The sequence below is a fragment of the Micromonospora sp. WMMD734 genome (genome assembly GCF_049178975.1).
Classification (GTDB): Bacteria; Actinomycetota; Actinomycetes; order Mycobacteriales; family Micromonosporaceae; genus Micromonospora; species Micromonospora wenchangensis.
On sequence record NZ_JBMHMK010000001.1, the window covers coordinates 5,481,629 to 5,493,717 of the forward strand.

Annotated in this window: 13 protein-coding genes; 11 read left to right on the top strand and 2 right to left on the bottom strand. The window is 73.8% G+C overall.

Going from position 1 to position 12,089, the window contains the following annotated elements; genetic code table 11:
* Positions 1–97: 97 nt before the first annotated feature.
* Positions 98–583: a hypothetical protein gene (locus ACN267_RS23600; protein WP_421489677.1), complete on the top strand. Its 486-nt coding sequence runs from the start codon at positions 98–100 to the stop codon at positions 581–583.
* Here the strand turns inward: ACN267_RS23600 and ACN267_RS23605 are convergent.
* Positions 548–2,899, bottom strand: a complete 2,352-nt coding sequence (locus tag ACN267_RS23605) for a glycoside hydrolase family 65 protein (RefSeq protein ID WP_421489678.1) — start codon at positions 2,897–2,899, stop codon at positions 548–550. The genes ACN267_RS23600 and ACN267_RS23605 overlap by 36 nt on opposite strands.
* Before the next feature lie 168 nt (positions 2,900–3,067).
* Here ACN267_RS23605 and ACN267_RS23610 point away from each other — a divergent pair, with 168 nt between their 5' ends.
* Positions 3,068–3,691 (top strand): phosphatase PAP2 family protein, encoded by a 624-nt coding sequence (locus ACN267_RS23610; RefSeq protein WP_204958562.1) that lies wholly within the window; start codon positions 3,068–3,070, stop codon positions 3,689–3,691.
* A 6-nt stretch (positions 3,692–3,697) separates the two neighbouring features.
* Here ACN267_RS23610 and ACN267_RS23615 read toward each other — a convergent pair whose 3' ends face one another.
* Complete coding sequence (locus tag ACN267_RS23615) at positions 3,698–4,426, bottom strand: prepilin peptidase (RefSeq protein ID WP_421489679.1); 729 nt, start codon at positions 4,424–4,426, stop codon at positions 3,698–3,700.
* Between the two features lie 532 nt (positions 4,427–4,958).
* On the opposite strand from ACN267_RS23615, the gene ACN267_RS23620 reads away from it, so the two are divergent.
* From ACN267_RS23620 to ACN267_RS23660, 9 genes are all read left to right on the top strand, one after another.
* Positions 4,959–5,519 carry a hypothetical protein gene (locus ACN267_RS23620; RefSeq protein ID WP_421489680.1) on the top strand — a complete coding sequence of 187 codons (561 nt, stop codon included), beginning with the start codon at positions 4,959–4,961 and terminating at the stop codon, positions 5,517–5,519.
* Positions 5,513–6,508, top strand: a complete 996-nt coding sequence (locus ACN267_RS23625; RefSeq protein ID WP_372445974.1) for a hypothetical protein — start codon at positions 5,513–5,515, stop codon at positions 6,506–6,508. The genes ACN267_RS23620 and ACN267_RS23625 overlap by 7 nt, the downstream gene beginning before the upstream one ends.
* 55 nt (positions 6,509–6,563) lie before the next feature.
* Entirely contained in the window at positions 6,564–7,214 is a 651-nt protein-coding gene (locus tag ACN267_RS23630; RefSeq protein WP_281901349.1) for an SAF domain-containing protein, read from the top strand.
* Positions 7,215–7,216: 2 nt separating this feature from the next.
* Complete coding sequence (locus tag ACN267_RS23635) at positions 7,217–8,020, top strand: AAA family ATPase (RefSeq protein ID WP_281901351.1); 804 nt, start codon at positions 7,217–7,219, stop codon at positions 8,018–8,020.
* Positions 8,010–9,557 carry a CpaF family protein gene (locus ACN267_RS23640; RefSeq protein WP_204958558.1) on the top strand — a complete coding sequence of 516 codons (1,548 nt, stop codon included), beginning with the start codon at positions 8,010–8,012 and terminating at the stop codon, positions 9,555–9,557. The genes ACN267_RS23635 and ACN267_RS23640 overlap by 11 nt, the downstream gene beginning before the upstream one ends.
* Complete coding sequence (locus tag ACN267_RS23645) at positions 9,554–10,453, top strand: type II secretion system F family protein (RefSeq protein ID WP_204958557.1); 900 nt, start codon at positions 9,554–9,556, stop codon at positions 10,451–10,453. Before ACN267_RS23640 ends, ACN267_RS23645 begins: the two co-directional genes overlap by 4 nt.
* The gene (locus tag ACN267_RS23650; protein WP_421489681.1) at positions 10,450–11,313 is read left to right on the top strand and encodes a type II secretion system F family protein; all 864 of its coding nucleotides are present in this window, start codon (positions 10,450–10,452) and stop codon (positions 11,311–11,313) included. The genes ACN267_RS23645 and ACN267_RS23650 overlap by 4 nt, the downstream gene beginning before the upstream one ends.
* A gap of 26 nt (positions 11,314–11,339) precedes the next feature.
* Positions 11,340–11,531: a hypothetical protein gene (locus ACN267_RS23655; protein WP_421489682.1), complete on the top strand. Its 192-nt coding sequence runs from the start codon at positions 11,340–11,342 to the stop codon at positions 11,529–11,531.
* 95 nt (positions 11,532–11,626) lie between these two features.
* Positions 11,627–12,049, top strand: coding sequence for a TadE family protein (locus ACN267_RS23660; RefSeq protein ID WP_421490482.1), 423 nt, complete (start codon positions 11,627–11,629; stop codon positions 12,047–12,049).
* The last annotated feature ends 40 nt before the right edge of the window (positions 12,050–12,089 follow it).

Below are 12,089 nucleotides of genomic sequence, written 5' to 3' on the forward strand. Positions count from 1 at the left end.
CGACGACATGTTGACCCCCCGTGTCGGCGAGCCGGCAGCACGCGGGGGCCACCTGCCGGTATGACGGTGACACCGACTGTCGGCGAGGAGGCACCCGATGAACCCTGCCCGGGAGACCGTGGAGGTGGACCCGGCCCTGTTCCGGGCCGTGTACGACTCACCCGCCTCGCTGCCGGGGCGGCACCGCTGGACCACCCCGGAACACGACGTACGCCGGCTGGAGAAGCTGCTCGGCATGCCGGCACAGAGCATCGGCGCACCACTGTGGGTCAGCGGCGACCAGCCGGACTGCCCCAAGTGCGGACGCCGGACCACCTGGCTGGACATCGTCGCCTCGGCCCTCAAGGGGGTGCACGACCCGCTGATGATCGCCACGGTGATCCTCGGCGAGCGCCGCTACGTCAACACCGAGATTCCCGACGCGATCGCCGGGGTGCACTGCCTCGACTGCCACACCCCGGTCACCGGCCTGCGCAGCTTCAAGTGCCACAACTGGGCGTACGCCTTCGAGGAGCTGGCGGTGGTGCGGGAGCGGATGCGTAGCGGGTCAGGCCCGGCGGGCGGGCCGCCGACCGGGCGGTGACGGCGGTTCCGGCCCCGGGTCGGGCACCTGCGGCAGCGGCCGGGTGACCGCCGCCGCGCCGGTGACCGTGACCGGCTCCCCGGCGTGCCGCAGCGCGACTGTCGTCTCCGGGTCGGCGTCGGGCAGCTCGTAACGGGCCCCGTCGCGGGTCAGCGTGACCCGCAGCCGCTGCCCGTGCCAGCGCAGGTGGAACGCGAGCCGGTCGATCCGGGCCGGCAGCCGGGGGTCGAACGACAGCTCGCCGGTGTCGTCGCGCAGCCCGCCGAAGCCCTCCACCACCGCCGTCCACGTCCCGGCCAGGGCCGCCAGATGCAGCCCGTCGCTCGTCTTGTCGCCGAGGTCGGCGAGGTCGTGCAGGGCCGCCTCGGCGAACAGGTCGTACGCCAGGTCGAGGTGGCCCAGTTCGGCGGCGAGCACCGCCTGCGAGCCGGCGGACAGTGACGAGTCGCGGACGGTGCGGGCCTGGTAGTAGGCGAAGTTGCGGGCCTTGTCCTCGGCGGTGAACTCCCCCGGGCAGCGTTGCATGGCCAGCACCAGGTCGGCCTGCTTGACCACCTGCCGCCGGTACAGCTCCAGGTAGGGGTAGTGCAGCAGCAGCGGGTAGTCGTCGTCGGTCATCGCCGCGAAGTCCCACTCGGGTTGCTCGGTGAAGCCGGCCGCCTGCTGGTGCACCCCGCGCTTGCGGTCGTAGGGCAGGTGCACGGCGTCGGCGGCGGCCCGCCAGCCGGCGATCTCCGCCGGGTCGACGCCGAGCGCGGCGGCCCGCTCCGGGTGCCCCTCGGCGGCGTCGGCGGCGCCCCGCAGGTTGCGCCGGACCATCAGGTTGGTGAAGACGTTGTCGTCGACGAGGGCGGCGTACTCGTCGGGGCCGGTGATGCCGGTGACGTGGAACGCGCCGTCGTCGGACCAGTGGCCGTAGCCGGCCCACAGCCGGGCCGTCTCGACCAGTAGTTCCAGCCCGGTGTCGGCGAGGAACTCCTGGTCGCCGGTGACCGTGACGTAGCGCAGCACCGCGTCGGCGATGTCGGCGTTGACGTGCAGGGCGGCGGTGCCGGCGGGCCAGTAGCCGGAGCACTCCCGGCCGCCGATGGTGCGCCAGGGGAAGGTGGCCCCGGTGAGCCGCAGCTCGGCCGCGCGTTCCCGGGCCTGCGGCAGGTGGGCGTGCCGCCAGCGCAGCGCGCCCCGGGCCACCCCGGGCAGCAGGTACGTCAGCACCGGCAGCACGTAGCTCTCGGTGTCCCACAGCACGTGCCCGTCGTAGCCGTTGCCGGTGAGTCCCTTCGCCGCGATGGTCCGGTCGCCGTCGACCCGGCCGGCCTGGAGCAGGTGGAACACCGAGAACCGGACGGCCTGCTGGAGTTCCGGGTCGCCGTCGATCTCCACGTCGGCGGTGCGCCACCGCTCGTCGAGCACGGCCCGCTGGTCGGCCAGGAGCGCGTCGAACCCGTGCCGGCGGGCGGCGTCGGCCTCGGCGGTGACCAGGTCGGCCAGTTCGTCGGGGGTGCCGTCGTCGACCGGGGCGCACTCGTACGCGGCGTACTTGGTCAGTCGGAGCCGCTGCCCGGGGGCGAGCCGCCCCTCGAGGGTCGTGCGCAGCCGGTCCGGGGTGTGGTCGTCGCCGTCGGTGAACCCGGCCGGCGCGTCCGTGTCGTGGGTGACCGCGACGGCGACCCGTTGGGCGCTGCGGTCGGTGCGGTGCACCAGCACGCCCCGGTGGCCGTCGGGGCGGTGCAGTTCGGCGTCGAGCGGGTCGGGCACGATCGAGGCCGCCCGGGGATCGTCGGCGCGTTCGGGCACCCGCTCGTTGGCGAGCACGTCCGAGCAGACCCGGATCTCGACCGGCCGGTCGTCGAGCGGTTCGACCTCGTAGCGGACGGCGGCGACGGCGTGCCGGGTCAGGGAGACCAGCCGGGTGCTGCGGACGCGTACCCCGTGCCCGGCCGGTGAGATCCACTCGGTGCACCGGCGTACCACGCCGGCCCGCAGGTCGAGGGTGCGCTCGTGGGCGCGGACGGTGCCGGTGCGCAGGTCGAGGGGCTCGCCGGCCACCCAGAGCCGGATCAGGGCGGCGTTGGGCGCGCTGATCACGGTGTCGCTCTCCTGCGGGAAGGCGTACCCGTCCTCGGGGTAGCTCTGTCGCCGCCGTTCGTGGAACCCGTTGAGGTAGCTGCCCGGCATGCCGTAGGGCTGGCCCTCGTCGAGCGTGCCCCGCCAGCCCACCCAGCCGTTGGACAGGGCGAAGACCGACTCGGTCTCGCCGAGCCGGTCCAGGTCGGTGGCGGTCCGCCGGAGCTGCCAGGTCTCGTCCGTCTGCACGGCGGGGAGGTACCCGGCGGCGGTGGGCGGCCAATCGCGGGGACCGCTGTGAACTCGCTGTGACGGGGGCGGGGACCCGCCGCGGTGTCACGCACCATGTGACCGGTCAACCCGGTTCCTACACCTCGATGCGACTAAAAGAGGTATGACACTTTGGTGAGGTGAGTGATGAGTCAGACGATTACCACAGACATTCCCGATATCAGCAAGGAGTGGTACCGCGACGTCGTCGACGTGGCCGATGCCGCCCCGGCCCCGGTGCAGTGGTTCGCGGTGCACTTCACCGAGGCGGTGATCCTGCTGCTCGGCCTGCTGCTGGTGGCCCTCGCCGTGCCCCGGCTGCGCCGTGCCGACCCGTGGAGCCGGGCACTCGCTCTGGTCGCGCCGGCCACCGTCGTCCTGGCGTACGGGTGCAGCGAACTGCTCAAGTCGCTGCTCGACGAGGAGCGCCCCTGCCGGGGGGCGGTCACCATCCTGGCCGCACCCTGCCCGCCGCCAGGCGACTGGTCCTTCCCGAGCAACCACGCGACGATCGCCGGGGCGCTGGCCACCGCAGTGCTGCTGCTGTCCCCCCGGTGGGGTCTGTTGGCCGCCCCGCTGGCGCTGCTCGCCGCGTTCTCCCGGGTCTTCGTGGGCGTGCACTACCCGCACGACGTCCTCGCCGGCCTGCTGCTCGGCCTGGCGGTGACCCTGCTGGTCACCCTCCCCGCGGCCCGGTACCTCGCCGGGATGCTGCGCCGGCACTCCGACCCGGTCAACCGGCAGGTCGACCGGGGTCAGCGGGTCGGCTGAGCCGGATCAGCCGACCAGCAGGAGCGTAAGACAGGTGCCGGCGACCAGGAACGGCCCGAACGGCAGGTGACTCGACCACCCGACCCGGCGACTGGCCAGCAGCACCACCCCGACCAGCGCCGACAACAGGAAGGTCAGCACCAGCCCGGTGACCAGCACCCCCCACCCCTGCCAGCCGAGCAACGCCCCCATCCCGAGCGCGAGTTTGGCGTCGCCGAGGCCGAAGCCCCGCCGGCCGAGCAGCAGCGTGGTGGTGGCGAAGGCCAGGCCCAGCACCACCCCGGCGGTCACCGCCCGCAGCCACGCCCCGGCACCCGCCCCGGTCACGGCCGCCACCCCGAGCAACGCCCAGGTGCCGACGGCGGCGGGCCAGGTGAGCCGGTCCGGCAGCCGGTGCACCGCCAGATCCACCAGCACGAGCGGGACCGCCCAGCCGAGCCACCAGGCCAGCGCGACCCGTTCGGCCACCGGGCCGTCGACCAGCGCCAGCACCGCCACGGCCACCACCAGCAGCGCCTCGACCGCGAACGGCGCGGCACCGACCCGGCCCGCGCAGGCCGGGCAGCGGGCCGTCGGCCCGAGCGCCGGCAGCGGCCGGTCCAGCCCGACCGGCGCGCCGCAACCGTCGCACCCGGCCCGGTCGGCCACCCCCGGGGGTACGGCGTACCTGGCGACCGCGAGCCGCAGCACCGGGGCAACCGTCAGCACCCCGGCCAGCCTTCGGACGACAGACACGGAGCGTGACGTCCGGACGGGGGCGACGTAACGGTCCGATATCAGGTCGGTGTCCGTAGTGGAGAACTGAGCGTCCCCCACCCCGCCGGGCGTCTGCGGGGCATCGACAGTGACCTTCCCGGAACGGATCGGACCAGCCCGCTCCACCCGTCCCATATCCTCCGGCGACGCTGGCGGTTCGCCGGCCGGGCCGACCCGATCGGCGGGCACCGCCCCACGATCGGCGGGCACCTGTGACACCGGCCGGACACCCTGGACATCGCCCACCTTCGGTCACTCCTGCCCGTCACGGTGAGTGCTCGGATGAATTGCCTCTGTTGCATCGGCGCACGTCAGCCTATGCTCCCCCCTTGGGTACGACGCAACCCCGCGCAGCCGCGTCGGACGCCACACCCACCCGTTCACGCAAGATCCACACAGGTAAATGCCGCAGCACCCGGAACTGTCCGATCGACAACATCCCGGAGTACCGCCGCAGGCCCGGAAGCCGCCACGATCGTCGCCACCGGGCGCTACCGAGGAGGGCACGGCAATGCGTACAGGGCGATCCCGCCACTGGACCAGCTGCCTGGTCGTCGCCGTGGTGGCCGCCCTCGCCGGCTGCGCCGACCCGCCGGAGACGACCTCCGCCCCCGCCCCCCGACCGGCCAGCGACGACCGCCGGCCCACCGAGGCGGAGCAGGCGGCCGAGCGGGCCGCGCTGGCCGCGTACGCCGGATATCTGGAAGCCTCCCGGGAGGCGAGCCGGGACAGCGACCCCCGCCATCCCAAGCTGACCCGGTTCCTGGGCGACCCGCTGCTCACCCGGGTCCGGGTGGCGATCGACGACGCCCGCCGGCACGGCGCGGTCCGCACCGGGACGTTGACGTCGCAGCCCTCCGTCACCTCGGTCAGCCTCGACAGCGACCCGCCGACCGTGGAGATCCAGGACTGCCTGGACGCCACCGGCTACCGGCTGGTCTACCGCAAGGACAAACGGGTGGTGCCCGGCTCGGCCGGCACCCGGCACCTGGCCACCGCCACCGCGACCCGCTACCCGGACGGCCGCTGGCTGATCAACTCCGGTGCCGCCCACGAGGACCAGCCATGTTGACCCGGGAAGGAACGCCCGTGCCGACCCATTCCGCCACCGTTTCCCGGACCGGCCCCGAGCCCGCCGCCCACCGTCCACTGCGACCCGTCGGTGGAGTGCCCCGCCGGGTACTCACCGGTCTGCTGCTGGCCGTGCTGGTGGCCGTGGCCGCGCCACCCGCCCCGGTGCAGGCCGCCGGCCCGGGGGTGGAGTGCCCGCCGGGCCAGAACGACTGCAGCGTCTGGGACGACGACCCGGGCACCCCCGGCGACCCGGGCGGTGGCACCGGGCCGGGCAGCCCGAACAGCCCCGGCGCGGCCCCGAAGTGCCAGTGGAACGGCAAGCCGCTGCCCTGCTACAACCCGAACCTCGGCTGGTTCGACAACTCCAGCGGCTGCTACTACAAGGTCGCCGAGCCGCAGGAGGAGGCCCCCGAGGGTCAGGTGTGGTACGTCCGGACCTGCAACGGGGGTGACCTGGGCGCGCAGTCGATGGTGCTGCTGGACGGGCCGCCGCCCGGCTTCGGCACCCCGCCCGACCCGGAGGAGTTGGCCCGTCGGGCGCTCGCCTCGATCAGCCTGCTGCCGCCCCGCGCGTCGGTCGCCCCCCGGCGCAGCCTCGGCCCCGGCCTGGTCGGCCTGCCGGTCTGGATGTGGGCCAGCAGCGGCGAGAACTACTTCGGCCCGCTGCGCGCCTCGGCCAGCGACCGGGGTCTGACCGTGGAGATCACCGCGCGGGTCCAACGGATCGTGTGGGACATGGGCAACGGCAGGAAGATCACCTGTAGGGGCCCCGGCACGCCGTACAAGGCGACCGGTCCGAACGCCGGCAAGAAGTCGCCGACCTGCGGCTACGACGGCTACCCCAAGGTCGGCAACTACCGGGTCAGCGCCACCACGTTCTGGAACGTGCACTGGGTCGGCGGCGGCCGCAGCGGCGACATCGCGCAGACCCGTACCAGCGGTGTCGTCGACATTCAGATCAAGGAACTTCAGGTGGTGACCCGATGAGCGCCCGTGCCGAGCTGATCTTGCGAGACCCTCAGTCGCGAACGGAGACGTACCAGTGAGTCTGGCCACCCGCGATGGCGCCCCGGTGGACGCGCCGATCGCCCCGCCCAAGGTGGTCCGGCAGCGCCGTACCCGGCCCGGCCTGCTCGGGCTCGCCGTGCTGCTGATCGCGTTGGGCGGCCTCGGCGCGGCCTTCGCGGTCACCTCGGTACGGGCCACCGGCAGCTACCTGGCGATCGCCCGCCCGGTCGAGGTGGGCCGCATCCTGACCGCCGACGACCTGGTCAGCGTGCAGGTCTCCGGGGGTGCCGGGCTGTCCCCGGTGCCGGCGAAGAAGCGCGACGAGGTGGTCGGCAAGCGGGCCGCCGTGTCGTTGGTCCCCGGCTCGCTGCTCACCATGGCGCAGCTCACCGACGCCCCGCTGCTCGGCCAGGGGCAGCAGCAGATCGCGCTCGGCCTGGAGCCGAGCAGGGTGCCGGCCCGCAAGCTGCACCCCGGTGACAAGGTGCTGCTGGTCAGCACCCCGGACGAGGACTCCGACAGCTCGCCGTCGTCCACCCGGTTCACCGCCACGGTGATCGACACCCTCACCCCGGAGAACGACGACGTGGTGATCTACCTGGCGCTCGCGGTCCGGGACGTCCCGGCGGTGGTGGTGCTGGCCGCGCAGGAGCGGATCGCCCTCGTGCTGACCGAGGCGGCCTGACCATGGCCATCATCGCGCTGGTCTCGGCGAAGGGGTCGCCCGGCGTCACCACCACGGCGCTGGCCTGCACCCTGAGCTGGCGCCGGCGGCTGGTGCTCGCCGAGTGCGACCCGGCCGGCGGCTCGGTGCTCGCCGGTTACCTGGGCGGCCAGCTCGACGGGCCGCGCGGCATCGGCGAGCTGGCCGTGGGTGAGCTGCGCGACGGCAGCCTGGAGTCGACATTCTGGTCGCAACTGGTCGACCTGGACGCGCCGCGGCGGGAACGGCTGCTGCTACCCGGGGTGGTGGACCCGGCGCAGGCCGGCAGCGTAGCCCCGCTGTGGCAGCGGTTCGCCGACTTCTTCCGCACCCTGGAGAAGGGCCGCCCCGGCTACGACGTGATCGTCGACTGTGGACGTCTCCAGGTCTTCGGGCCGCCCTGGCCGCTGCTGCGCGCCGCCGACGTGGTGCTGCTGGTGACCCGGGCGCAGCTTCCCGGCCTCTCCGGCACCCGGTCGATGATCCGGGCCATCGAACGGGACTTCACCCACCACCGGGTGCCCCCGGGCACGCTGCGGCTGGTGGTCGTCGGCGACGGGCACGGCAAGGCCGAGATCGGCAAGGCGTTGGGGGTACCGGTGATCGCCCGCTTGCCGGAGGACCCGCGTACCGCGCAGGCGCTCAGCTTCGGCGGCACCGTCCGCGCCGGACGGCCGCTGATGCGCGCGGCGGCCGGGTTGGAGGCCCCGGTACGGGAACTGCTGGAGCAACGGCGGGCCCGGTTGGCCTGGCCGACCCCGGCGCAGGGGGTGCCGGATGCGGTTTGAGCCGGTCTCCCACGACCCACGAACCCCGCCGCCGGGAGTCACCTCCACGATGCCGCCGCTGGCCCCGGTGAACGGCCGGCACCACACCCCCGCGCCACCGCCGGCCGCCGCCCCGCCGACGCCCGCGCCGGTCGTGCCACCCCGGCCGAAGGTGGACTTCGCGGTGGTCCGCGAGCTGCGCCGGGAGCTGAGCGAACGGCTCACCCAGTGGCAGCGCGGCCGGGAGTTCGACGCCGACGCCGAGGAGGTCGAGCGGGCCCGGCTCGCCGTCGCCGTGGTCTCCGGCTACGCCGACGCGGTACGCCGGGCCGGCACCCCGCTCAGCGCCGACGAGGAACGCACCCTGCTCGACCAGGTGACCGCCGAACTGGTCGGGCTGGGCCGGCTACAGACCCTGCTGGTCGACGACACCATCGAGGAGGTGCACATCCTCGGCTGTGACCAGGTGCGCATCACCCGGCACGGCGGCGGCGTCGACTGGGGTGAGCCGATCGCCGACAGCGACGACGAGCTGGTGGAGATCCTCCAGGCGGCGGCCCGCCGGGCCGGGGCCACCGAGCGGTCACTGTCCACCTCGAAGCCGACGCTGGACCTGCAACTGCCCGACGGCAGCCGGTTGGCGGCGGTGTTCCTGGTCAGCCACCGCCCGTACGCGGTGATCCGTAAGCACAACACGCTCGACGTCAGCCTCGACGACCTGGCCGGCAGCCGCCCCGACCTGGACGAGATGATCGACCCGCTGCTGCGCGACTTCCTCCGGGCGTCCATGCGGGCCGGGTTGAACATCATGGTCGCCGGGCTGGCCGGGGCCGGCAAGACCACGGTCATCCGGGCGTTGATGGACGAGATCCCGCCCGACGAGCCGTACGTGCTGCTGGAGGAGAGCCGGGAGTTGCTGCCGGCCCGCCGCGGCGACAAGCACCGGGCGGTGATGAGCTTCGAGGCCCGGGAGGGGCACGGCGAACGCGGCCTGGACGGTCGGCCCGCCGGCGAGGTGAGCATCGCCGACCTGATCCCGCTGTCGCTGCGGATGGGCGTGCTGCGGATCATCGTCGGTGAGGTCCGGTCCCGGGAGATCGTGCCGATGCTCCAGGCGATGACCACCAGCCGTGGGTCGATGTGCACCATCCACGCCCGTACCCCGGCCGGGGTCAGCGAACGGATCATCGAGCTGGCCCTGGCCCACGGCCGGGAGATGACCGTCGACCAGGCCCGCCGGATGGCCGGCAACGCCCTCGACCTGATCGTCTACGTCACCGTCGAGGACGAGACCGCGATCGGCGGACGCAAGCACCGGTTCGTCTCCCACGTGGAGGAGGTGATCGGCGTCGGCGACGCCAACCGGATCACCACCACCACCGTCTTCGGGCCCGGCCCCGACGGTAGGGCCATCCCCCGCCACCTGCCGGAACGGGTCCGTGGGCAACTGCTGCGGGTCGGCTACGACGCCCGGCTGCTGTCCCGTTTCATCGAGGCCGGCGCGGGCGCGTGGCGTCGGCCCCGGCACAGCCGCCTCGCCCCGGCGGTACGCCGATGAGCACCATCGAACTACTCGCGGTGGTCTCCGGCGCGGCCTGCGTCGGCGGGATCGTGCTGGCCGTGGTGGCGCTGTTCGGCACCACCAAACCGACCCGACCGGCCCGGAGCTCGACCACCGGGCTGCGCCGGCTCTGGCTCGGCTCCGGCACCAACCGGCGGGACCAGCGGGCGCACCAGATGACCCTGGGCGCGGCGGCGGTGGCGGGGGCGCTGGCGTTCCTGCTGACCGGGCTGCCGGTGGTGGGGCTGATCGTGGCGGTGGCGGTGCCGGGCGTGCCCTGGCTGTTCGCGGTGGGTCGGGCCGAGGAGCGGGCGATCACCCGGATCGAGGCGGTAGGCGAGTGGACCCGCCGGCTCAAGGACGTCTCCAACACCGGACAGGGCCTCCAGCAGGCGATCGTCACCACCATCGCCACCGTCCCGGAGGAGATCCAGGAGGAGGTACGGCTGCTCGCCGCCCGCCTCCAGGCCGGCTGGACGGCCCGGTCCGCCCTGCTGGCGTTCGCCGACGAGATCGGCGACCCGGTCTGCGACCAGGTGGTCGCCGCGCTGATCCTGCACCTGACCGACCGGGGCGAGCGCCTCGGCGACGTGCTCGGCTCCATCGCGTCGGCCGCCTCCGCCGAGGTGGCCACCCGGCGCGAGGTGGAGGCCAAACGCACCCAGCCCCGGTTCGCGGTCCGCTTCCTCACCGGGATGACCCTGGCCGTGCTGGCGTACGGGCTGGTCAACACCGAGTACGTCAGGCCGTACGGGACGTTCTTCGGTCAGGTGCTGATGGCGGTGCTCGCCGCAGCGTTCATCGCCCTGCTGGCCTGGGTACGCGCGATGAGCCAGCCCCCGCCGCCGCCCCGGTTCCTGCCCAGGCCCGACCCGGCGGAGGTGGTCGCGTGACGCTCAACTGGCAGCTCACCATCGCGGTGCTGGGCGGGGCGGCCATCGGGCTCGGCCTGTTCCTGCTGGTCCGGGAGGCGCTGCCGGCCTCCCCGGCGCTCGGCCCGGCGCTGCGCCGGCTGCACCAGCCAGCGGGCACCGCCGTCGCCGCCGGGCGGGGGCCGGACTGGTTGGGGGGCTTCTCCCGCTGGCTGCGCCCGCCGCACCGCCAGCTCGCCCTGCTCGACCAGACCCCCGAGCAGTACACCATGTCGATCCTGCTCTCCGCCCTGGTCGGGTTAGCCACCCCGACGGTGGCGGGGGCGCTGCTCTTCCTGGCCGGGGTGAGCATGCCGGTGGTCGTACCGGTGCTGGGCAGTCTGGGGTTCGCGCTGGTCTGCGCGCTGCTCGCGCACCGGTCGGTGCTGGCCAAGGCGGACACCGCCCGGGAGGAGTTCCGCGCCGCGGTCTGCACCTACCTGGACCTGGTGGCGTTGCAGCTGTCGGCGGCACACGGCCCGGTGCAGTCGCTGGAACGCGCGGCGGCGGTCTGCGACGGCTGGGTCTTCGCCCGCATCCGGGAGTCGCTGCGGATCGCCCAGATGCAGATGCACTCGCCCTGGGACGAGTTGCAGGAGTTGGCCGAGAAGATCGGCATTCCGGAGCTGGGCGACGTCGGGGCGATCATGCGGTCCTCCGGCAGCGAGGGCGCCCAGGTGCACGAGACGCTGCGCAGCCGCGCCGAGTCGCTCCGGGACCAGATCCGCACCGACAACCTGGCCCGCGCCGAGGGCGTCACCAGCCGGCTGGACATTCCCGGCTCGCTGCTCGTCTTCGTACTGCTGTCCTTCGTCCTCTATCCGTTCATCGCCCGCCTCTGATCAAACCCTCCCCAAGGAGTCCCGCCATGCACCTCGTCACCTTCCTCTACGTGGCCACCGTGGCCCGCCTGGCCGAGCTACGCCGCGAGGCGGATCGGGGCGACAGCCCCGTCCCGACCGCCGTGATCATCGCCGGTCTGGTCGCCGCCGGCATCGCCGTCACCGGCATCGTGTTGACCAAGGCCGAGGGCTGGATGAACGGCATCCCGACCAAGTGACCCGCGTACCCCTGGTCGGCTCGCGCCGGGACCGGACGGCCCCCACCGCCCGGTCCCGGCGCGCACCCCGGCGCGCACCCGACGCCGGGCGTGCCGTGCCGGCCCGGCTGCGTGCCGCCGGCCGGGCCGCCCACCGCCGGCTCACCGCCGGGGGTACGGACCGGGGGGCCAACCCCGTGGAACTGGCCGTGGTGATGCCGGCGGTGCTGGTGCTGCTCTTCGGCTCCGTCCAGATCGCCGCCTGGTTCGTGGCCCGGTCGACGGCGATGCACGCCGCCCAGAGCGGGGTGAACGCGCAGCGGGTCCTGGAGGCGCCGGCCGGGGCGGGTGAGGCCCGCGCCAAACACTTCCTGGGTGCCGCCGGGGACTGGCTGGTCGGCGCGAAGACCACCTGCGCCACCACCGCGACCGAGGTGACCTGCACGGTCACCGGGAAGTCCCTGAGCGTCATCCCGGCCGTTCGGTTCGACGTCCGGCAGACCGCCCACGGCACCGTCGAACGGTGGACCACCCCGTGACCGCCCACCCGCCCCGGCGCACCTGGCGCGACGTGCTGAC

Excerpts from the sequence above, each read along its gene's own strand:
- ACN267_RS23645 (WP_204958557.1), top strand. The coding sequence starts at position 9,554 with ATGAGCACCATCGAACTACTCGCGGTGGTCTCCGGCGCGGCCTGCGTC.
- ACN267_RS23655 (WP_421489682.1), top strand. The coding sequence starts at position 11,340 with ATGCACCTCGTCACCTTCCTCTACGTGGCCACCGTGGCCCGCCTGGCC.
- ACN267_RS23600 (WP_421489677.1), top strand. The coding sequence starts at position 98 with ATGAACCCTGCCCGGGAGACCGTGGAGGTGGACCCGGCCCTGTTCCGG.
- ACN267_RS23610 (WP_204958562.1), top strand. The coding sequence starts at position 3,068 with ATGAGTCAGACGATTACCACAGACATTCCCGATATCAGCAAGGAGTGG.
- ACN267_RS23635 (WP_281901351.1), top strand. The coding sequence starts at position 7,217 with ATGGCCATCATCGCGCTGGTCTCGGCGAAGGGGTCGCCCGGCGTCACC.
- ACN267_RS23625 (WP_372445974.1), top strand. The coding sequence starts at position 5,513 with ATGTTGACCCGGGAAGGAACGCCCGTGCCGACCCATTCCGCCACCGTT.
- ACN267_RS23620 (WP_421489680.1), top strand. The coding sequence starts at position 4,959 with ATGCGTACAGGGCGATCCCGCCACTGGACCAGCTGCCTGGTCGTCGCC.
- ACN267_RS23640 (WP_204958558.1), top strand. The coding sequence starts at position 8,010 with ATGCGGTTTGAGCCGGTCTCCCACGACCCACGAACCCCGCCGCCGGGA.